Annotated in this window: 21 protein-coding genes; 11 read left to right on the top strand and 10 right to left on the bottom strand. The window is 66.2% G+C overall.

What is annotated here, in order from left to right; translation table 11 throughout:
• The first annotated feature begins 15 nt into the window (after positions 1 to 15).
• A complete protein-coding gene (locus ACQVDU_RS13330; protein ID WP_228178632.1) occupies positions 16 to 543 on the top strand; it encodes an FMN-binding protein in 528 nt (175 codons plus the stop codon).
• Positions 540 to 1349: an FAD:protein FMN transferase gene (locus tag ACQVDU_RS13325; protein WP_292734104.1), complete on the top strand. Its 810-nt coding sequence runs from the start codon at positions 540 to 542 to the stop codon at positions 1347 to 1349. The genes ACQVDU_RS13330 and ACQVDU_RS13325 overlap by 4 nt, the downstream gene beginning before the upstream one ends.
• Here the strand turns inward: ACQVDU_RS13325 and ACQVDU_RS13320 are convergent.
• Together ACQVDU_RS13320 and ACQVDU_RS13315 are read right to left on the bottom strand one after the other, a co-directional pair.
• Entirely contained in the window at positions 1324 to 2310 is a 987-nt protein-coding gene (locus ACQVDU_RS13320; protein WP_443477375.1) for a sensor histidine kinase, read from the bottom strand. The genes ACQVDU_RS13325 and ACQVDU_RS13320 overlap by 26 nt on opposite strands.
• A complete protein-coding gene (locus tag ACQVDU_RS13315) occupies positions 2307 to 2984 on the bottom strand; it encodes a response regulator transcription factor (protein ID WP_443477374.1) in 678 nt (225 codons plus the stop codon). The genes ACQVDU_RS13320 and ACQVDU_RS13315 overlap by 4 nt, the downstream gene beginning before the upstream one ends.
• A 135-nt stretch (positions 2985 to 3119) precedes the next feature.
• On the opposite strand from ACQVDU_RS13315, the gene ACQVDU_RS13310 reads away from it, so the two are divergent.
• From ACQVDU_RS13310 to ACQVDU_RS13300, 3 genes are read left to right on the top strand one after another with little or no spacing between them, the layout of a single operon-like run.
• Entirely contained in the window at positions 3120 to 3668 is a 549-nt protein-coding gene (locus ACQVDU_RS13310) for a hypothetical protein (protein WP_443477373.1), read from the top strand.
• 41 nt (positions 3669 to 3709) lie between these two features.
• Positions 3710 to 4462, top strand: coding sequence for a hypothetical protein (locus tag ACQVDU_RS13305; protein ID WP_443477372.1), 753 nt, complete (start codon positions 3710 to 3712; stop codon positions 4460 to 4462).
• A gap of 50 nt (positions 4463 to 4512) precedes the next feature.
• Positions 4513 to 5439, top strand: a complete 927-nt coding sequence (locus tag ACQVDU_RS13300; protein ID WP_443477371.1) for a 5'-3' exonuclease — start codon at positions 4513 to 4515, stop codon at positions 5437 to 5439.
• Here the strand turns inward: ACQVDU_RS13300 and ACQVDU_RS13295 are convergent.
• The 4 genes from ACQVDU_RS13295 to trpD form a co-directional block, all read right to left on the bottom strand.
• Positions 5411 to 6706, bottom strand: coding sequence for an MFS transporter (locus ACQVDU_RS13295; protein ID WP_443477370.1), 1296 nt, complete (start codon positions 6704 to 6706; stop codon positions 5411 to 5413). The genes ACQVDU_RS13300 and ACQVDU_RS13295 overlap by 29 nt on opposite strands.
• A gap of 243 nt (positions 6707 to 6949) precedes the next feature.
• The gene (locus tag ACQVDU_RS13290) at positions 6950 to 7942 is read right to left on the bottom strand and encodes a PHP domain-containing protein (RefSeq protein WP_443477410.1); all 993 of its coding nucleotides are present in this window, start codon (positions 7940 to 7942) and stop codon (positions 6950 to 6952) included.
• A gap of 155 nt (positions 7943 to 8097) precedes the next feature.
• On the bottom strand, positions 8098 to 8592 hold the full coding sequence (locus ACQVDU_RS13285; RefSeq protein ID WP_443477369.1) for an aromatic ring-opening dioxygenase LigA: 495 nt from the start codon (positions 8590 to 8592) through the stop codon (positions 8098 to 8100).
• A gap of 142 nt (positions 8593 to 8734) precedes the next feature.
• Entirely contained in the window at positions 8735 to 9796 is a 1062-nt protein-coding gene (gene trpD / locus ACQVDU_RS13280) for an anthranilate phosphoribosyltransferase (protein WP_443477368.1), read from the bottom strand.
• A 103-nt stretch (positions 9797 to 9899) separates the two neighbouring features.
• Between trpD and ctaE the strand changes: the two genes are divergently transcribed.
• The 6 genes from ctaE to ACQVDU_RS13250 all read left to right on the top strand — a co-directional run bounded on the left by ctaE (position 9900) and on the right by ACQVDU_RS13250 (position 15904).
• The gene (ctaE, locus tag ACQVDU_RS13275; RefSeq protein WP_228178622.1) at positions 9900 to 10544 is read left to right on the top strand and encodes an aa3-type cytochrome oxidase subunit III; all 645 of its coding nucleotides are present in this window, start codon (positions 9900 to 9902) and stop codon (positions 10542 to 10544) included.
• A 24-nt stretch (positions 10545 to 10568) separates the two neighbouring features.
• Positions 10569 to 11372 carry a cytochrome bc1 complex diheme cytochrome c subunit gene (qcrC, locus tag ACQVDU_RS13270; protein WP_443477367.1) on the top strand — a complete coding sequence of 268 codons (804 nt, stop codon included), beginning with the start codon at positions 10569 to 10571 and terminating at the stop codon, positions 11370 to 11372.
• Between the two features lie 41 nt (positions 11373 to 11413).
• Positions 11414 to 12493 (top strand): cytochrome bc1 complex Rieske iron-sulfur subunit, encoded by a 1080-nt coding sequence (qcrA, locus tag ACQVDU_RS13265; RefSeq protein ID WP_228178620.1) that lies wholly within the window; start codon positions 11414 to 11416, stop codon positions 12491 to 12493.
• Positions 12490 to 14364 (top strand): cytochrome bc1 complex cytochrome b subunit, encoded by a 1875-nt coding sequence (gene qcrB, locus ACQVDU_RS13260; RefSeq protein ID WP_443477366.1) that lies wholly within the window; start codon positions 12490 to 12492, stop codon positions 14362 to 14364. The genes qcrA and qcrB overlap by 4 nt, the downstream gene beginning before the upstream one ends.
• Before the next feature lie 163 nt (positions 14365 to 14527).
• On the top strand, positions 14528 to 14932 hold the full coding sequence (locus ACQVDU_RS13255; RefSeq protein ID WP_434969789.1) for a rhodanese-like domain-containing protein: 405 nt from the start codon (positions 14528 to 14530) through the stop codon (positions 14930 to 14932).
• 48 nt (positions 14933 to 14980) lie between these two features.
• Positions 14981 to 15904, top strand: a complete 924-nt coding sequence (locus ACQVDU_RS13250) for a DMT family transporter (RefSeq protein WP_443477365.1) — start codon at positions 14981 to 14983, stop codon at positions 15902 to 15904.
• Between the two features lie 67 nt (positions 15905 to 15971).
• On the opposite strand, the gene ACQVDU_RS13245 is transcribed toward ACQVDU_RS13250, so the two are convergent.
• From ACQVDU_RS13245 to erpA, 4 genes are all read right to left on the bottom strand, one after another.
• Complete coding sequence (locus tag ACQVDU_RS13245) at positions 15972 to 16388, bottom strand: cytochrome c oxidase subunit 4 (protein WP_434969786.1); 417 nt, start codon at positions 16386 to 16388, stop codon at positions 15972 to 15974.
• 4 nt (positions 16389 to 16392) lie between these two features.
• Entirely contained in the window at positions 16393 to 18159 is a 1767-nt protein-coding gene (ctaD, locus tag ACQVDU_RS13240) for an aa3-type cytochrome oxidase subunit I (RefSeq protein ID WP_443477364.1), read from the bottom strand.
• Entirely contained in the window at positions 18159 to 19070 is a 912-nt protein-coding gene (gene ctaC / locus ACQVDU_RS13235; protein WP_228178614.1) for an aa3-type cytochrome oxidase subunit II, read from the bottom strand. The genes ctaD and ctaC overlap by 1 nt, the downstream gene beginning before the upstream one ends.
• Positions 19071 to 19208: 138 nt before the next feature.
• Complete coding sequence (erpA, locus tag ACQVDU_RS13230) at positions 19209 to 19574, bottom strand: iron-sulfur cluster insertion protein ErpA (protein WP_228178613.1); 366 nt, start codon at positions 19572 to 19574, stop codon at positions 19209 to 19211.
• Between the last annotated feature and the right edge of the window lie 14 nt (positions 19575 to 19588).

The raw sequence follows: 19588 nt of genomic DNA, 5'->3' as shown, positions 1-19588 counted from the left end.
ACCACGGAGCCTCCGATGAAGCGCATCGTTTACGGACTTCTCGCCACGCTGAGCGGCGTCGTCCTGTTGTTCAGCTACCGCACCTCACTTGAGGCCGTCATGCCGGTCGCCGCCGACGACACCGCGGGCAGCACGACAACCGTCCCGGCGCCAGCATCGACGTCATCGAGCTCAGCTGACGCCTCCGGTTCGACCGGAACATCCACCCCCTCGGCATCGCCGTCCCCGTCGACGACCACCACGCAACAGAACACGAGCGGCCTTGCCGACGGCACATACACGGGCGATGCGGTCCGCACCCGCTACGGCAACGTGCAGGTCCAGATCACGGTCAGCGGGGGCGTGATCACCGAGGTCCAGGTGCCGCAGTACCCGAACAGCAATCGCGAGGATCAGCAGATCAATGCCCGCGCACTGCCGGTGCTGATCTCCGAGACGACAAGCGCGCAAAGTGCGTCGATCCGCATGGTCTCGGGCGCCACCTACACCAGCCAGGGGTACACGCAGTCCCTCCAGAGCGCGCTGGATCAGGCACAGCAATGAGTTCCGACGAGCCTCGCGTCTGGGTCCAGACCATCATGGGAACTGTCGTCTCGGTCCACGCCTACGGCACCACCGCGTTCGTGAAGGATGCCGAGACCGCAGCGTCCGTGGCTCGTGCGTTCAACGAGCTTCGCGAGGCAGACAGAATCTTCTCGACCTATCGCGAGGACTCGGAAATCAGCCGTCTCCGCCGCGGTGAGATCACACTCGACGATGCGCATCCGCTCGTTGCCGAGGTCGCCGCGGCGTGTCTGGACGCCGAGCAGCGCTCTGGCGGCCGGTTCTCGGCTACCTGGCGCGGTTGGTTCGACCCGACCGGCTACGTCAAAGGGTGGGCGGTCGAGCGGGCGGCACGGATGCACCTTCTGCCACTCCTGGCCGCAAACGGCGCGACAGCGATCGGTATCAACGCGGGCGGTGACATGCAGCTCGGCACCGCCGCGGGCAGCGACTGGGTCTGGCGCATCGGCATCGCCGACCCGCACCGCGCCGGTGAGGTTCTCGCGATCATCGACGTGGTCGATGGCGCGGTTGCGACCTCGGGGACAGCTGAGCGGGGTGTGCACATCCTGGACCCACGCTCCGGCGAGCCGGCGACCGGCGTGCGCAGCGCGACGGTCGTCGCCGACTCCCTGGCCGAGGCAGACCTCTGGGCAACCGTCGCAGTTGTGGGCGGCGACGACCTGTCGTGGGTTTCAGCGGCGCGCTCGCGGTCGGGCATGACGGTGACCGATGACGGAGGCGTTCGCCGGTGGCTGGGCACGACGGAGGTGGCGGTGGTCACGCGCGAGCACTCGGCAGCGTGATGAGAAAGGTCGTGCCGCTCGGTGAGGTCGACTCGACCTCGATCCGGCCCGAATAGCGAGTCAGCACGTCACGCACCAGCGCGAGCCCGAGTCCGAACCCGCGACGCCTGCCCGTCTCAGACCCACGGGCGAACCTCTCGAAGATGCGCTCCGCGTCGGCCGAGTCGATTCCGCTGCCGTGATCGCTGACGCGGATCTCCACGTCGTCGCGGGCGGTTGCAGCTGCGATCGTCACCGTCGCTCCCCGGGGACTGTGCTGGATCGCATTGTCGATGACAGCCATCAGGATCCGGGTGAGGGTCGGAAGCGGCATCCGCACAGCCCGGTCGGTCAAGAAGACCTCCAACGTCACGCCGCTGTCATCGGCGAGCGGCTGGAGGCGGGAGACCGCGGCATCCATCGCTTCACCGACGGGCGCGAGGGCCGTCGTCTCGGCCTTGCCTTCGGCTACCATCAACAGATCGGTGAGCATGTCATTCATCGCGTCAGCATCGGAGCGCAGCTGGTCGAGAGCCTCGGCGACATCTCCCCCGCGTTCCAGGCGACGCTGCGCGATCTGGATACGGCTGGTCAGGGTCGTCAGCGGCGTGCGCAGTTCATGACTGGCGTCGGCGACGAAGTTCCGCTGCAGCCGCAGCGCTTCACCGAGCGGGCGCACGGCGCGGCGGGCGGCGAACCACGCGATCAGCGACAGGACGATCACGCCCAAGATGCCGAGACCGATCACCCACGGCAGCACCCTGTCGACATCGACCACGAGATCATCCCCCGACCCGCGATGGCCACCGGGAAAGCCGGTTCCGTGTTCGTCGCTCTCGATACGCGCGCGCAGCAGGATGACGGTGACCAAGACCGACACCCCGAGTGCGATGACGATTGCTGACGCTGCAGCTACCCACACCCCGACGGAGAAGGCGGCTCGCTGCACGCGGTGCCGGTCGGCAGCTTCCGGGCTCGTCATGATGGCTGCCCCACGCGGTAGCCGCGAGCGCGAACCGTCTCGATCATCTCGGGAACCGACTTGCGCCGGATGTAGTGCACGTAGGTATCGACCGAGCCCCGGGTGTCGCCCTCGTGGAACACGGCACCCAGGATCTCTTCTCGACTGAACACGTGCTCGGGGCTGGCGCTGAGCACATCCAGCAGCGCGGTCTCGGTCGTCGTGAGCGCGACCCGCGCCCCAGACGGCCCGTAGAGCGCCTGGGACTCGGGAACGAAGATCCACTCGCCGAGGGTGCGGCGGTGCTGCTCTGCACGGTAGCCGCGCACGAGAGCCCGGATGCGGGCGAGCAACTCGCCGTAGTCGAACGGTTTGACGAGGTAGTCGTTGGCGCCGGCATCCAAACCCTCGACCCGGTCATCGACGGCGCCGAGGGCGGTCAGCAGCAGGATGGGCGTCGTAATGCGAGCGGTGCGGATCGCGCGAACCAGATCGATTCCGTCGCCACCGGGAAGCCGCCGGTCGATAACCATCACGTCGAATCGCTGCTGCAGGGCGCGGGACCGAGCCGACGCGACGTCTGCCGCGTGAGCGACAGTATGGAACTCCGAAAGCACCTCGATCGTCATCTGGGCGACGTCCTGATCGTCTTCGACGTACAGCACGTCGGCGTGCGGCCCGCTGTCGAACGGCATGATGCCTCCCGAGCCAACGCTAGCGCGCAGACCTATCCGTCTGCTGGAGCGCGGGGATCCTCCCCAACCGGGCGCGGGAATCGTGGACTGTGGATAGTGCCGCTCCGACGGATGCCGCGGGCTACCGTGGTGGACATGAACCGCCGCCGTCCGTTTCGAGCCGCGTCGATCGTGATCGCCGCGATGCTCGGTGTCGGTGCGCTGGCCGGCTGTGGGCCGACTGATCCGTCACCCGCCCCGACGCCCACCAGGTTCGCTTCCGAGGAGGAAGCATTCGCTGCCGCGGAAGCCACCTACCGGGCGTACGTGGATGCCTTGAACCAGGTCGACCTCAGCGACCCCTCGACCTTCGAGGAGGTCTATCGCTGGACCACGGGCGATGCGAATGCAGCCGAGCGCGAATCGCTTAGCGGAATGCACGCGAACGGCTGGACTGTGTCGGGCACGAGCGAAGTCACCGGTTTCAACCCGAACTCCTGGGATGCGGATGCTGGCACGATCGACGGAATTGCCTGCCTTCGCGTGGCAGATGTCATGCTGACTGATCGCGATGGCAACTCAGTCGTGAGCACGGATCGTCCGGATACTCAGTCGGTGATGATTGTGGCAGGCGTCTCCCCCGACTCTCCGACGGGTGCACTGCTGTCGGTCGTTGATGGATCGAATAGCGAACAATGCGGCTAGCCATCCTGATAGTGCTCACCGCGTTGAGTACGGCCTCTCTGATGCCGACCGCCGTCGGAGGCTCCGGATGCGCGAGCAACTCCGCATGGTCGGGCAATTGCAGCGTCTCCAACAACGGGAGCCAGGTCGACGTCGGCGGCACCGCGAACCAGCCGGGCTCCGGCGGGGGATCCGGGAACGGCGGCACAGGCGGCTCGCAGGGCAGTGGCAATGGCGGCTCCAGCGGCGACTCCGGAACCACCGAGAGCTCCCCGGCCGCTGAGGAGTGCCCCATCGTCGGGTGCCGAGGCAACTACACAGTGGTCACGTATCCGGACGTAACGATCGACGATCTCGCGAGTTTCGTTCCGGCGCGTCCGAGCCTCGGTGGCGAGCCCGCCGGTTTCGGGGTCGTCGGAACGCCCACGAACATCGTGGCCGGGGCATCCACGCACACCCTCACCGGCCCGCTGCTCGGGTGGGACGTGACAGTCAGGTTCCGACCGGCCGGCTACGTCTTCGACTACGGCGACGGATCGAGCGCGCGGACAACGACCGGCGGTGCCACCTGGGCGTCGCTCGGACTCCCCCAGTTCAGTCCGACGTCAACGAGCCACGTCTATCGCGAGCGCGGGACGTACACCGTGTCCCTCACGCTGCAGTACTCGGCTGACGTCGACTTCGGGAGCGGCTGGCGCCCGGTCCCCGGCTACGTCAATGCCCCGGCTCCGCCCTACACCCTCGAGGTTCTCGAGGTCCGGACGGCCCTGGTCGACCGCACCTGCGCCGAGAACCCCACCGGCCCCGGCTGCTGAGCCCTCCGTCGGCCGCTCGCATCGTCGGCGGCGCATGCCAGGATGGGCGCGTGGCAGAACGATTGATGTTGCTCGACTCCGCGTCGCTGTATTTCCGGGCGTTCTACGGCGTACCCGACACGGTCAAGGCGCCGAACGGGATGCCGGTCAACGCGGTGCGCGGATTCCTCGACATGATCGCGAAACTCGTCACCACCTACGAGCCGACGCACCTCGTGGCCTGCTGGGACGACGACTGGCGCCCCCAATGGCGGGTCGATCTCATCCCGTCGTACAAGACGCACCGCGTCGTCGAGATCGTCGCGGGCGGCCCGGATGTCGAAGAAGTGCCCGATCCCCTCGAGGTGCAGGTGCCGCTCATCCGCGAGGCACTCGCCGCCCTCGGGATCACGATCATCGGCGCCGCCGAACACGAGGCAGACGACATCATCGGCACCCTCGCCACCACAGCAACGATGCCCGTCGATATCGTCACCGGTGACCGCGACCTCTTCCAGCTCGTCGACGACGAGCGCAGCATCCGTGTCATCTACACGGCGCGCGGCATGAGCAACCTCGAGCTGGTCACCGACCGCACCGTCGTGACGAAGTACGGAGTGCTGCCCAGCCAGTACGCCGACTTCGCGACGCTTCGCGGCGACAGCTCCGACGGGCTGCCGGGTGTAGCCGGCATCGGCGAGAAGACGGCCGCTACGCTCCTCGCTGCGCACGGCGACCTTGCCGGCATCATCGGCGCCGCCGAGCGCGGCGAGGGAATGTCGGCCGGCGTTCGCGCCAAGATCACCGCGGGGCTCGACTACCTCGAGGTCGCGCCCACGGTCGTCGAAGTCGTCCGCGATCTCGACCTTCCCGCGCCTGACACGCACCTGCGACCACTCGACGACGATCAGCGTGCCGCGGCGGTCACCCTCGCCGAGACCTGGGCGCTCGGCACTTCGGTCTCGCGGGTCATCGAGGCGCTCGCCACGACACGATGACGGCCGCCACCAGCAGCACACCGTAGGCGAGCACGACGACGAGGGATGCCAGCAGCACGGCATCCCACCCGCCGGTCACCTCGTGCAGGGCCCCCATCGCCGGTGCAGCCAGCGCCGCGGCCGCATAGCCCCCGCCCTGCACCAGCGCAGACATCCCGGCGGCTTCGGCATCCGAGCGGGCGATCGCGACGATCGTGCTGAAGATGACCACGAAGCCGCCGGCGTGGCCGATGGCCCCGAAGCTCAACCAAACCGCGGCCCACTCGGGCGCGATGATCATGCCCAGCGTCAGCAAGATCCACGACGTGCCAATCGCGATCGCCGGAACGATCCGCGGTGTGAACCGCGCCAACAGCGGAACCACGAAGGCTCCCACCACGGCCACCCCGTGGAAGAACGCCGTGAGGCCTCCTGCCGCTGCCGCGCTGACCCCGAGATCGTCCGCGATAAGTGTCGGCAGCCAGGTCGCGAACCCGTAATAGACGGCAGCCTGCCCGGCAAAGGCCAGCAGCAGCATCCACGGAACCGGGTTCCGGAACATGGAATCGCCCCGCGTCGCCCGCCTGCCCAGCGGCACCGGAACGGGGCCGGTAAGCGTGTCGGCCTCGCGGTCTGCGACGGATGCCGCGGCAGAGCGCTGCGCACCCGAGAACCGCTCGCCCCACAGTTCCCCGCGAGAGGCAGCGCGCCGCAGGTGCAAGCCCCACAGCAGCATCCCCGCGATCGTGATCACCGACCACGCGACCAACGCGAGGTTCCATCCGATCACGGAGGCAATCGGCACCGTCAACAGTGACGTCAGCAGCGATCCCGCGTTGAGCATGGCGACGTAAGCAGCTGTGACCAGGGCTACCCGCTCGGGCACGACATCACGGCGGATGATGACGGGGATGACCACATTTCCGACCGTGATGGACGCGCCGATCACGATCATTCCGGCGAGCATCCATCCGAAGCCCGGAACGGCACGCAGGAAGGTGCCGAGCAGCACCCCCGTGAGGGTGATCATGAGCGCGAGCTCCGCCCCGGCGCGACGGATGACGAGAGCTGCCACCGGGGTCAGCAGCGCGAACATCAGCACAGGCGCGGTCGTGAGCAATCCGGCCGTTGCCGCACCGATGCCGAGATCGCTTTCGATCTGCCGCAGCACAGGTGTCGGTGAGACGATGGGTCCGCGAAGACTCAGCGCGGCGACGAGGATGCCGGCGATGACGAGCCCGGCGGCTCCTCCGGCGGCACCGGGAGCGATGCGTCGGTCAGAAGCCACCCGTCGAGTCTAGGGTCGCGTTATCGGCTTCCCGCGTCACGCACGTTGCATCATTCATACCCCCAGGGGTATCCTTGAACATAGACCGTCACAGACCCCGGAAGGACATCTCCCATGTGCTCTCAGATTCGTTGCTCCTCGTGCGGCAAGATCACCTGGACCGGCTGCGGCATGCACGTCGAGCAGGCCCTCGCCGGTGTTCCCAAAGATCAGCTCTGCACCTGCAACTGACGTCGCGCCCGCTTACCTCCGCGTGGCGGTCCACTCCTGCAGGCGCGCCAGTGGCCACGTCGTGACGATCCGGTCAGCCGGAACCCCGACGCGCTCCGCCCGCTCGGCGCCGTAATCCAGCAGCGACAGATGACCCGGCGCATGCGCGTCGGAGTCGATCGAGAACAGGCATCCCTTCGCCAGGGCGAGCGCGATCAGTTCGTCCGGCGGATCCTCGCGTTCGGGACGCGAATTGATCTCGACAGCGACACCGTGTTCCGCGCACGCATCGAAGACGCGATCCGCGTCGAACTCCGACGGCGGCCTCGTCCCCCGCTGGCCGCTGACCAGCCTGCCGGTCACATGCCCGAGAACATCGATCCTGCCGCTTCGCACGGCGCGCAGCATCCGTGTCGTCATAGGGCCGCGCTCCATCCGCAGCTTCGAGTGCACTGATGCCACGACGATGTCCAGTGAGCGCAGCAGGTCATCCTGCTGATCGAGCCCGCCGTCGTCGAGGATGTCGACCTCGATGCCCGTGAGCAGGGTGAACCGATCGTCGCGGAAGCTCTCCACAATCGGGATCTGCTCCCGCAGTCGCTGCGCCGACAGGCCGTTTGCCACCCGAAGCCGGGGCGAATGGTCGGTGAGCGCGAGGTACTCCCGCCCGAGCTCACGGGCGGCCTTCACCATCGCCGCAATCGGCGTCGTGCCGTCCGACCAATCGGAGTGGCTGTGCAGGTCGCCGCGCAGCAGCGCGCTGAGCGCAGAGGGCCGGATGCCGGCCCGTTCCCGCAACTCGGCGAGATAGTCCGGCACGCGCCCCTCCCGGGCCTGGACGATCACCGCGAGGGTCGAATCGCCGATCCCCTTCCGGCGCCGCAGCCCCGTGGTGTCGGCTAGCTGCGCGGCATCCAGCCCCTCGATCGCTGCGGCGGCAGCACGAAACGCTTTCGCCTTGTAGCGGATCGCCCGCTCGCGCTCGAGAAGCAGGGCGATCTCGATCAGCGCGTCGTACGGATGCAGCTCCGGCTCGCTCATGCCGCCCAGCCTGACACGCCCCACCGACCGCGCGCATCGCCTTCTGCAGGTAGGCAAAATCCCGGGCGTAGGTCGATTGCTGTTGCGATCGACCTACGCCCGGGAGAAGTCCCACCTCCGCGAGGAGGGGCGTCGGCGCGTCAGGGGGTGACGCCCGCGCGCTTGACGACGACAGGAGCGCTGGCGAGACGGTGCAGTGCCCAGCCGAACAGGATGGAGAGCACACCGATACCCATCGCGAACGCGGCGACACCGAAGCTCACGACTGACGTGAACAGGGATGCCCGCAGGAACGACGCGTTCATCATGGTCGCGCGCACCGGGTCTTCGCGGTCGAGCTCGGCGTAGGTGGCGCCCCCGGATGCCTCGAGAGCGTGATGCTGAATGATGTCGGCCTGCACATAAGCGGTGAAAGGGCCGGCAACGGTCTGCCCCTGGAACGCGATCGCGTCGTCGGGGATCGTGATGTTCTCGGCGCGCAGCTGGCTCGAGACGGTGGCCCACACGATGATGCCCACGATGATGAGCAGGGCGCCGCCGACGATGCCGAGGATCCCCACCACCTTCACGAGACCGAGGTTGCGGGCAGGCGCCTGAACGGTGTCAGTGGCGCTGGCTGTGTCGGTGGCGGACATGGCAGATTCTCCTTCAGGGACGTGCGTCGTCGGGGGGGGGATTCGGCGGTGTATCTCACCGTCGACGTCCACGTTACGAAACCCGTTCCCGTACGGAAAGTGACGTAGGTCCTCCGGCAGGATATTCGGTGAATGACCCAGGTCAGGGGGCAAGCGCCACAGTCGCCTCGGCCCACGCCTGCAGCTTCGCTGCCGCTGCGCCCGAATCGACGGCCGCCGCAGCATCCTCGCGGGCGTCCCGCAGACGCTCGACGATCGGCAGCTGCGCCTGCGCGGCATCCTGCGAGAGGCGATACGCGACGATGCCGGCCGCGGCGTTCAGCAGCACGATATCGCGGACCGGCCCGGTCTCCCCCGCCAGCACGCGCCGAACGATCTCAGCGTTGTGGTCGGGCGCACCACCGCGCAGATCGTCGAGGGTCGCCGGGGGGATGCCGAGGTCACGCGGGTCGAGATCGTGCTCGTGGATGTCGCCGCGCGACACCTCCCAGATGCGGCTGTGACCGGTGGTCGTGAGTTCGTCCAGCCCGTCGTCGCCGCGGAAGACGAGTGCCGTGGCGCCGCGGGTCCGGAACACGCCGGTGATGAGGGGCACGCGGTCCAGGTGCGCAACCCCCACCGCATTGGCCTCGGCGCGGGCGGGATTGCACAGCGGGCCGAGGAAGTTGAACACGGTCGGCACACCGAGTTCGGCTCGAGTCGGCCCGGCGTGTCGGAAACCCGGGTGGAACGCGGCGGCGAACGCGAAGGTGATGCCCGCCCGGTCGAGGACCTCGGCCACGGCATCCGGACTCAGGCGCAGGTCGACGCCGAGAGCCGACAGCACATCGGAAGACCCGGATGCCGAACTCGCCGCCTTGTTCCCGTGTTTGACGACGGGGATCCCCGTGGCAGCCGCGACGATCGACGCCGTCGTGGACACGTTCACGGTGCGGTGACGGTCGCCACCGGTTCCGACGATGTCCAGAACGTGAGGATCCACCGGAAGCGGCAACGCGGCCTCCAGGATCGCGTCGCGGAAACCCACGATTTCGTCTACGGTCTCGCCCTTGGCGCGCAGGGCGATGAGGAATCCTGCCAACTGTGACGGCGTCGCCTCCCCCGCCATGATCTGACGCATCGCCCACGTCGACTCCGACACGCTGAGGTCCTCGCCCTCGAGGAGCGCACTGATGATCGAGGACCAGGACGGCTGCTGGGTCATGGCTCCGAGCGTAGCGGGGCGGGCAACTGAGGTGCGCCTAAGTCGCAAACCACCTCACATCAGTGGTGGCTCATGCGAAACCTCAGGCAAATCTTCAGCCATAATGAAGAATGTGACCACCAGCTCAGCGACGTACTCCCAGGCCATGCGGTCGGTCAAGCGACCCGACCCGGTCGCAGTTGGAACCATCGTGTGGCTCGGCAGCGAAGTCATGTTCTTCGCCGGCCTTTTCGCGATCTATTTCACACTGCGAAGCACCTCCCCCGACCTGTGGGCCCAAGAGACCCAGCTGTTGAACGTCCCGTTCGCTGCGGTCAACACCACGATCCTGGTGCTCTCATCCGTCACCTGTCAGATGGGTGTGTTCGCCGCTGAGCGTTTCCAGCCGTACACGGTCAAGACCAACCGGTTCCGCGACCGCTGGGGCATGGTCGAGTGGTTCTGGCTGACCTTCGCTCTCGGCGCCATCTTCGTGTCGGGCCAGGTGTGGGAGTACGCCCAGCTCGTCGCCGAAGGGATGCCAATCCAGGCGAACGCGTACGCCTCGGCGTTCTACCTGACGACCGGCTTCCACGCCCTGCACGTGACCGGTGGCCTCATCGCCTTCCTCCTCGTGATCGGACGCGCCTTCGCGGTCAAGAACTTCGGCCGCAAGGAGATGACCTCGTCGATCGTCGTGTCGTACTACTGGCACTTCGTCGACGTGGTCTGGATCGCCCTGTTCTTCGTCATCTACTTCCTCAAGTAACCCGAGCGGAGCTGAATCACCCTCATGGCACGACAGACCAAGCGCCGCTCGACCGGCCGCCGGAGCCCCTGGGCAGCGACCGCACTGATCGGCATCGGACTGCTCATCACGGGCGGCGTCTACGCGGGCGCCTCCGCTGCGATGGCAGCCACCGAACCCGACACCGCCACGGCGACCAGCCTGACGATCGAGGACGGCAAGAAGCTGTTCCAGGCCAACTGCGCCACCTGCCACGGCCTTGACCTGCAGGGCACCGAGAACGGCCCCTCGCTCTATGGTGTCGGCGCCGTCGCCGTCGACTTCCAGGTCGGCACGGGCCGGATGCCGCTGCAGATGCAGGGTCCCCAGGCCCCCCCGAAGCCGGTGCAGTTCACCGACGAGCAGATCCTCGCGATGGCCAACTACGTGCAGTCCGTCGCTCCCGGTCCCGACTTCCCGGACCCCGAGATCCTCGACGGTGAAGGCGACGTCGCACGCGGAGCTGAGCTGTTCCGCATCAACTGCGCGATGTGTCACAACGTCGCCGGCGCCGGTGGCGCCCTGACCGAGGGCAAGTACGCTCCCGCCCTGACCGAGGTCAGCGCTCTGCACATTTACGCCGCGATGGTCACCGGCCCCCAGAACATGCCGGTGTTCAACAACATGTACCTGACCGACGAGGACAAGCGAGACATCATCTCGTCGCTGCTGTACATCCAGCAGACCGAGTCCCCCGGTGGATTCAAGCTCGGGTCGCTCGGACCGGTCGCTGAGGGTCTGTTCATCTGGATCTTCGGGATCAGCACCCTGATCGGCATCACCGTGTGGATCACGGCGAAATCCAACTGACCCCGCATACCGAATACGTAGCAAGACGCTAGAGGAGCACCATGGCACACGAGGACGACCCGCACGGCCTCGACAGGGCGTCGTACCAGCCCTCGTCGGGAACGGCCGTCGCCGTCACCGACCCCGTGCGTAACCCCGAGCTTCCGCCGCACCGTGAGCGGATGACCGACAAGGACCCGGCGGCGATGAAGCGCGCCGTCCGCACGATCTACACGCTCTTCTACATCTCGGTAGCCGGGTCGCTGTGGGCAGTTGCCGCCTACATGATCTTCCCGATCGAGAGCGGCGAGATCCCGGCGATCCGCGACAACAACCTCTTCATCGGCCTCGGCATCGCCCTCGCGCTGCTGGCTATTGGTGTCGCCGCGATCCACTGGTCCAAGGCGGTGATGTCCGACAAGGAGCACACCGAGGCCCGCCACCCCACTCGTGGCACCGACGCGACGCGTGCCGGCGCCGTAGCCGTCTTCGAAGCCGCCAACGAGGAGTCAGGATTCGGACGACGCACCGTCATCCGCGGCGGCCTCTTCGCGGCCCTGATCGCCTCGATCCTTCCGGCGATCACCCTCTTCCGTGGTCTTGCCCCCGAGAACACTCCCGAGCGCCCCAACGCGGGCAACCCGGTGTACCTCCTCAGCCACACCATGTGGAAGCCCGGCATGCGTCTGGCCAAGGACCCCGAGGGCACGCCGATCAAGGCATCCGAGGTCACTCTCGGCTCGGCGGTGCACGTGATCCCCGAGCCGCTCGCCGAACTCAGCCACGAAGAGGGCTACCTCGAAGAGAAGGCCAAGGCGATCGTGCTGCTGGTGCGCATGCTGCCCGAGCAGATCACCGAAACACCTGAGCGGGCGACCTGGTCGTACGACGGCATCGTCGCTTACTCCAAGGTCTGCACCCACGTCGGCTGCCCCGTGGCTCTCTACGAGCAGCAGACACACCACCTGCTCTGCCCCTGCCACCAGTCGCAGTTCGACGTCTCGGACGGCGCGAAGGTCATCTTCGGGCCCGCAGCACGTCCGCTGCCGCAGCTGCCCATTGAGGTGGATGACGAGGGTTACCTCGTCGCGCAGAGCGACTTCACCGAACCCGTCGGCCCGAGCTTCTGGGAGCGCCATTGAGCACCGCCACCGCTACTGACGAGACGGCCGTCGGTACCACCAGAGAAAAGCCGCTCGGCGGCCGATTCGTCGGCGCCACCGCCAACTACCTCGACGAGCGCACCAGCCTCTCGGGACTGGTCAAAGAGCTCGGTCGCAAGATCTTCCCCGACCACTGGTCGTTCATGCTCGGTGAGATCGCGCTGTGGAGCTTCGTCGTCGTCCTGCTCTCGGGAACGTTCCTGACGTTCTTCTTCCAGGCCTCGATGGTTCCCACCCACTACACGGGCGCCTACATCCCGATGCGTGGCGTGGAGATGTCGGCGGCGCTGGACTCGACCCTGCGGATCTCGTTCGACATCCGCGGCGGTCTGCTGGTGCGCCAGATCCACCACTGGGCAGCGCTCGTGTTCATCGCCGGTATCGGTGTGCACATGCTGCGAGTGTTCTTCACCGGCGCGTTCCGCAAGCCGCGTGAACTGAACTGGCTGATCGGCTTCGTGCTGTTCGTCCTCGCGATGGGTGAGGGCTTCACCGGCTACTCGCTCCCCGACGACCTGCTCTCGGGCAATGGCCTCCGAATCATCGACGGCATGATCAAGGGCATCCCGCTGATCGGCACCTGGACCTCGTTCCTGCTGTTCGGCGGCGAGTTCCCCGGCATGCAGATCGTCGGACGCCTGTACACACTGCACATCCTGCTGCTGCCGGCGATCCTGGTCGCGCTGCTCGCGGCACACCTGATCCTCATGATCATCAACAAGCACACGCAGTTCGCCGGCCCCGGCCGGTCGAACGACAACGTCGTGGGCTACCCGATGCTCCCGGTGTACGCCTCGAAGATGGGTGGATTCTTCTTCATCGTCTTCGGTGTGATCGTGCTGATCGCATCCCTCTTCACGATCAACCCGGTCTGGAACTACGGTCCCTATGACCCCTCGCCGGTGTCTGCGGGTACCCAGCCTGACTGGTACATCGGATTCGCCGACGGTGCACTACGTCTCGTGCCGCCGCACCTCGAGACGGTCTTCTGGGATCACACCTGGTCGTGGAACATCATCCTGCCGATCACGGTGCTGGTGCTCTTCATCGCCCTGGTCGCGTTCTACCCCTTCATCGAGGCGTGGATCACCGGCGACAAGCGCGAACACCACATCGCGCAGCGTCCGCGCAACGCCCCGACCCGCACCGCCATCGGCGCCGCCGGCGTCACCTTCTACGCGGTGCTGTGGGCAGCGGCATCCTCCGACATCATCGCCACCCACTTCTGGGTGACGATGGAGGGTGTCATCCACACGCTGCAGGCTCTGCTGTTCGTGGGTCCGGTCATCGCCTACTTCGTCACGAAGCGCATCGCTATCGCGCTCCAGAAGAAGGACCGCGAGATCGCCCTGCACGGCTACGAGTCGGGACGCATCGTCCGCCTCCCCGGTGGTGAGTACATCGAGGTTCACCAGCCCGTCGACGAGTACGAGCGCTGGAAGCTCGTGGACTTCGAGACCTACGAGCCGCTGGTCGTTCGTCCGAACTCGCGTGGGCAGATTCCGTGGCACCAGAACTTCCGTGCCTCGCTGTCGCGCTGGTTCTTCGAAGACCGCCTCGCTCCTGTCACGCAGGCCGAGGTCGACGAGGCGCTCTCGCACCAGCACCACGAGCTCGACCACATCGCCGAGCAGGAGGATGCCGAGATCCAGGCGATGCACGAGCGCGCCGGGGTTCCGGATGCTCCGCACCACCCGATCACCGACGGCAAGCAGTCCGAGACGGCTGTTCGCCCGACGAACGTGATCGTCACTGACGAGGTCGTGGAGAACACGGCTGCCGATAAGGGCACGTCGAACACGGATGTCGATCCTGACGACGACGTTCACCCCAGCGGCGACACGAAGTAGTCCCGAATCAACCAGTGCGCGGGCCCGGCATCCACGGATGTCGGGCCCGCGCCGTTGCCCGCATCTCACTGCAGCGGGCAATGGCAGGATCCGGCCGAAACGTGGCCGCAGGAGGGTGCCTGCGGCGCTCTCAATGTCATGACTTGCCTCTAGTGTCGGCATCATGAGCAGCGCAGACTTCTTCGCCACCCGCCTCGCCCACGAGACCGATCCGTCGGACGTGTACGCCGCTCAGAAGGCCGGAGAAGACATCGTGCTCGTCGATGTGCGCGGCGTCGACGCCTGGCGCCAGGGACGCATCACCGGCGCGATCCATATGCCCTACCGCGAGATCGCGGAGCGCGCCCCGCGCGAGATTGCCCCGGACGCCACTGTCGTCGTGTACTGCTGGAGCCCGGGCTGCAACGCCGGCGTCAAGGGGGCGCTCGAGTTCGCAAAGCTCGGCTACGCGGTCAAGGAGATGATCGGGGGGTTCGAATACTGGGCACGGGAAGGCCAGCCGACCGAGAACGATGACGGTCCGCTCCCCCGCGAGTTCGACCCGCTCGTGATGATCGTGCGCCGGTGAACGAGGGGTCCGATTCCCGCCAGTGCCCTGGCCGCCCCGGCGAGTAGCGTGACCGTCGTGTCCTCGTCGCCGACTCTCGCGCCAGCGCGCTCCAGCACCGTGGTCCTCATGTTCGCGGCGCTGTCGCTGGTGTGGGGAGCGAGTTTCCTCTTCATGAAGGTTGCGGTTGACTCCTTCGACCCTGCTCAGGTGGCTCTGGGACGCATCATCCTGGGCTCCGTGACGCTCGCCGCGATCATGACGCTCACGCGTCGACGGTGGCCGCGAGAGAGACGCCTGTGGCTGCACATGATCGTCGTCGCAGTCTTCTTCTGCATCGTGCCCTTCCTGCTGTTCGCGTGGGCCGCTCAGAGCCTGCCGTCGGGATTGTCGGCCATCCTGAACGCGACCACACCGTTGTGGACGATGCTCGTTGCCGTCGTCGTTCTTCCGAGCGAGCGGATGACGGCACGGCGACTGATCGGGGTGATCATCGGCGCTGTCGGTGTCGCGATTGTCATGGGCATCTGGGACGTTGTCACCTCCCCCGAGTTCACGGCATCGCTTCCCGCGCAGCTCGCCTGCCTGGGGGCCACCGCGTCCTACGGCATCGCCCTGGGGTGGATGCGGCGCTTCATCACGGGAACCCACAACCATGACAGCGTCACGATCGCGTCGACGCAGATGGCTGTCGCAGGCGTACTCGCCCTGGTGCTCGTGCCCGCCATCGGCCTCGCGCCCGTCGCATGGGCTCCCGCGCCGATTCTGGCGCTCCTGGCCCTCGGGTGCCTCGGGACCGGAATCGTCTATGTCTGGAACACACGAGTCGTCAGCGAATGGGGCGCGGTCGGCGCGTCAACCGTCACCTACGTGATCCCCGTGGTCGGCGTGGCACTCGGGATCATCGTGCTCGGAGAACGGTTCACGCTGAACGAGCTCATCGGCGCGTTCATCGTGATCGGCGGCGTGCTCCTCGTCCAACGCTCCCGCTAATCAGGGCTCTCAACGGAGAGCGCGCAGCGAGGGGACGGACGCAGGGCCTAGCCGGCGAAGCGGGAACCTAGCGGGCGAAGTAGCCGCGGTAGTACTCGTAGACCCAACCGACGATCGCGACCAGGAAGATACCGAACCCGATCGGCACCATCCACGCGCCCACCGAGAGACCGATGATGGCGATCGCTGCCGAGAAAGCGAGCACAATCGGCCACCACGACCACGGGCTGAACTCACCGATCTCGGGGTCGCCGTCGTCGATGTCTGCCGTGAGGGTGTCCTCGGGCAGCTCGCCGCCCTGAGCGCGTCGAACCGCACCGGTGTAGAAGGCGATCAGTGCGCCCATGAGGGCAGTGAAGATTAGCGCGATCGTGCCGACCCACTCGACGTTGCCGTACCAGAAAAGGCTCCAGATGGTGTAGACGACACCGACGAGAGCGAAGAAGCCCGCCAGAATCCACCAGAGCGCGACGTTGGTACGCATCGGACTACTTCACCTTCCCATCGGCAAGATCCACAACCGGTGTGTGCGGAGCATCCTTCGCCGGGCCGACACCAACCGTCATCGGCGCAGCTTCCGGGTGGTTGAGGTCGAACGCCGGGCGTTCGCTGCGGATGCGCGGGATCGACGTGAAGTTGTGGCGCGGCGGCGGGCACGAAGTGGCCCACTCGAGCGATCCACCGTAACCCCACGGGTCGTTGACCGTGACCTTGGGCGCCTTCCGAGCGGTGATCCACACATTCAGCAGGAACGGAATCATCGAGACCGCGAGGAGCATGGCACCAACTGTCGACAACTGGTTCTGCCACGTGAATCCGTCAGCTTCCGCGTAGTCAGCGTAGCGGCGGACCATACCTTCGACACCCAGCCAGTGCTGGACGAGGAAGGTCATGTGGAAGCCGATGAACAGCAGCCAGAAGTGCACGTACCCGAGGCGCTCGTTGAGCATCCGGCCTGTCCACTTCGGCCACCAGAAGTAGAAGCCGGCGAACATCGCGAACACGACGGTTCCGAAGATGACGTAGTGGAAGTGCGCGACGACGAAGTACGAGTCCGACAGTGCGAAGTCCAGCGGCGGCGACGCGAGGATGACACCGGTCAGCCCACCGAAGACGAACGAGACGAGGAAGCCGAGCGCGAAGGTCATCGGTGTCTCGAAGGTCACCGACCCTCGCCACATCGTTCCGATCCAGTTGAAGATCTTCACGCCTGTCGGGACGGCGATGAGCATGGTCATCAGGGCGAAGAACGGCAGCAGCACCGAGCCGGTGACGTACATGTGGTGCGCCCACACAGCGACCGAGAGAGCGGCGATCGCGATCGTCGCGTACACGAGCGTCTTGTAACCGAAGATCGGCTTGCGGCTGAAGACCGGGAAGATCTCGGACACGATGCCGAAGAACGGCAGCGCGATGATGTACACCTCGGGGTGACCGAAGAACCAGAACAGGTGCTGCCACAGCAGCACGCCCCCGTTCTGTGGGTCGTAGATGTGCGCACCGAGCACGCGGTCGGCGGCGGCGGCGAAGATCGCGGCGGCCAGCACCGGGAAGGCCATGAGGATCAGGATGCTGGTCACCAGCGTGTTCCAGCTGAAGATCGGCATCCGCCACATCGTCATGCCGGGGGCGCGCATCGTGATCACGGTCGTGATGAAGTTGACGGCTCCGAGGATCGTGCCGAAACCGCTCATGCCGAGGCCGAGCATCCAGAGATTGCCGCCGACCCCCGGTGAGAAGCTCGCGTTCGCCAGCGGTTGGTAGGCGAACCACCCGAACGCGGCCGCACCCTGCGGGGTGAGGAAGCCGGAGATCGCGATGATCGAGCCGAACAGGAAGAGCCAGAACGCGAAGGCGTTCAGGCGGGGGAACGCGACGTCGGGGGCACCGAGCTGCAGGGGAAGAATGGCGTTCGCAAACCCGGCGAACAGCGGAGTCGCGAACATCAGCAGCATGATCGTGCCGTGCATCGTGAACAACTGGTTGTACTGCTCCTTCGTGGGCAGCACCTGCATGCCGGGTTCGAACAGCTCCGCACGGATGATGAGCGCCATCACACCGCCGAGCAGGAAGAACAGGAACGAAGCGATCAGGTACATGTACCCGATCGTCTTGTGGTCAGTGGAGGTGATCCACTTGACGACGATGTTGCCCTTCTGCTCGACACGCGACGACGACATCAGCGCCGCCTGCCGTGCCGGGAGAGTGCGCGGGCGCGACGAGTCCGCGTCCTGAAGCGGCAGCGTGGTGGCCATCACTCGTTCCCCTCATCTGACTGCTGGACCGAGGGATCCGTGGGATCGTTCGGCGTGTTCTGCAGGCGGTCGTATGCGTCGTTGATGTCGCCGGTCTGACCCTTTGCCTCGAGACTTGCGAGGTAGTCCTCGTACTCGTCGGCGCTCACGACCTGGACGGTGAAGAGCATCATCGAGTGGTACTCACCGCACAGTTCCGCACAGCGGCCTGCGTAGGTGCCCTCACGGGTCGGAGTGAAGGACCAGTAGTTGTCCTTCCCGATGTACATGTCCTTCTTGTAGAGGAAGTCGACGACCCAGAACGAGTGGATGACATCCCGCGACTGCAGTTTGATCTGCACGGTCTGGTCGACCGGCAGGTACAGCGTCGGCAGCGCCTCCTGGTCGATGTTGCCGGCCTTGTCGGGCTGGGCCTGAATACCCATCGTCCAGACGGCGTCGGAGTTGTCTTCCTCGTCACCGTTGTACTGGAAGTCCCACGCCCACTGCTTGCCGATCGCGGTGATCGACACGTCCGGGTCTTCGTACTGCGTCTCGATGATCGCCTGGTCCCGCGCCGTGAAGGCGAAGAAACCGATCACGAGGATGAACGGCACGATCGTGTAGAAGATCTCGATCGGCATGTTGTACCGCAGCTGCACGGGCAGGCCGGTCTGGCCCTTACGGCGACGGTAGGCGATCGCGGCCCACCCCATGAGCGCCCACGTGATGACGCCGACAGCCAGCAGCACGATCCACGAGTTGACCCACAGTCCCGAGATCATCTCGGTGTGGTTGGTCGCAGGAGTTCCGTCTTCGACGAAGCCGGGAAGGAATCCGTTCAGCTCCGTCGGCGTACATCCTGCGAGCACCAGGGCCGCGGCGGCACCAACCGGAAGAAGAACCCAGCGGAGTCGGCGTTTGGATGGCACAGGCGCACCTTTCCACGTTGCGAAGTGTGACTGTGGTCAGTCTAGGGCAAGCTCACACCTGCTTGAGGCCAACCACTCAGCATCCACGCACTTTCGGGATACTGAAGGTCGGCCTTCTCGCAGGCTGAAGCTTCTGGGTCAGTGGAAGCTGTCACCGCACGCGCAGCTGCCCTGCGCGTTCGGGTTGTCGATCGTGAAGCCCTGCTCCGAGATCGTGTCCTTGAAGTCGATGGTTGCGCCGTCCAGGTACGGGACGCTCATGTCGTCGACGATGACTTCCACGCCCTCGAAGTCGACGGTCTTGTCTCCGTCGAGATACCGCTCGTCGAAGTACAGCTGGTAGATGAGTCCGCTGCATCCGCCGGGCTGGACAGCCACGCGGAGACGGAGGTCATCGCGGCCCTCCTGGTCGAGCAGGTTCTTGACTTTTGCGGCGGCGGCGTCGGTGAGCGCGACGCCGTGCTCGCGGGCGGTCTGGTCCGTGGTCAGTGCGGTGTCGGTCATGACTCTCCTTATCG

Source organism: Microbacterium sp. F2 (assembly GCF_052274505.1).
GTDB lineage: Bacteria > Actinomycetota > Actinomycetes > Actinomycetales > Microbacteriaceae > Microbacterium.
This window is presented reverse-complemented; position numbering and strand designations above follow the sequence as displayed.

What these genes read in the sequence shown, in the direction of transcription:
- qcrC (WP_443477367.1), top strand. Translation starts at nt 10,569, where the DNA reads ATGGCACGACAGACCAAGCGCCGCTCGACCGGCCGCCGGAGCCCCTGG.
- ACQVDU_RS13320 (WP_443477375.1), bottom strand. Translation starts at nt 2,310, where the DNA reads ATGACGAGCCCGGAAGCTGCCGACCGGCACCGCGTGCAGCGAGCCGCC.
- ACQVDU_RS13305 (WP_443477372.1), top strand. Translation starts at nt 3,710, where the DNA reads ATGCCGACCGCCGTCGGAGGCTCCGGATGCGCGAGCAACTCCGCATGG.
- ACQVDU_RS13310 (WP_443477373.1), top strand. Translation starts at nt 3,120, where the DNA reads ATGAACCGCCGCCGTCCGTTTCGAGCCGCGTCGATCGTGATCGCCGCG.
- qcrA (WP_228178620.1), top strand. Translation starts at nt 11,414, where the DNA reads ATGGCACACGAGGACGACCCGCACGGCCTCGACAGGGCGTCGTACCAG.
- ACQVDU_RS13315 (WP_443477374.1), bottom strand. Translation starts at nt 2,984, where the DNA reads ATGCCGTTCGACAGCGGGCCGCACGCCGACGTGCTGTACGTCGAAGAC.
- ctaE (WP_228178622.1), top strand. Translation starts at nt 9,900, where the DNA reads ATGAAGAATGTGACCACCAGCTCAGCGACGTACTCCCAGGCCATGCGG.
- trpD (WP_443477368.1), bottom strand. Translation starts at nt 9,796, where the DNA reads ATGACCCAGCAGCCGTCCTGGTCCTCGATCATCAGTGCGCTCCTCGAG.
- erpA (WP_228178613.1), bottom strand. Translation starts at nt 19,574, where the DNA reads ATGACCGACACCGCACTGACCACGGACCAGACCGCCCGCGAGCACGGC.
- ACQVDU_RS13245 (WP_434969786.1), bottom strand. Translation starts at nt 16,388, where the DNA reads ATGCGTACCAACGTCGCGCTCTGGTGGATTCTGGCGGGCTTCTTCGCT.
- ACQVDU_RS13325 (WP_292734104.1), top strand. Translation starts at nt 540, where the DNA reads ATGAGTTCCGACGAGCCTCGCGTCTGGGTCCAGACCATCATGGGAACT.
- ACQVDU_RS13330 (WP_228178632.1), top strand. Translation starts at nt 16, where the DNA reads ATGAAGCGCATCGTTTACGGACTTCTCGCCACGCTGAGCGGCGTCGTC.
- ACQVDU_RS13285 (WP_443477369.1), bottom strand. Translation starts at nt 8,592, where the DNA reads ATGTCCGCCACCGACACAGCCAGCGCCACTGACACCGTTCAGGCGCCT.
- ctaD (WP_443477364.1), bottom strand. Translation starts at nt 18,159, where the DNA reads ATGGCCACCACGCTGCCGCTTCAGGACGCGGACTCGTCGCGCCCGCGC.
- ACQVDU_RS13255 (WP_434969789.1), top strand. Translation starts at nt 14,528, where the DNA reads ATGAGCAGCGCAGACTTCTTCGCCACCCGCCTCGCCCACGAGACCGAT.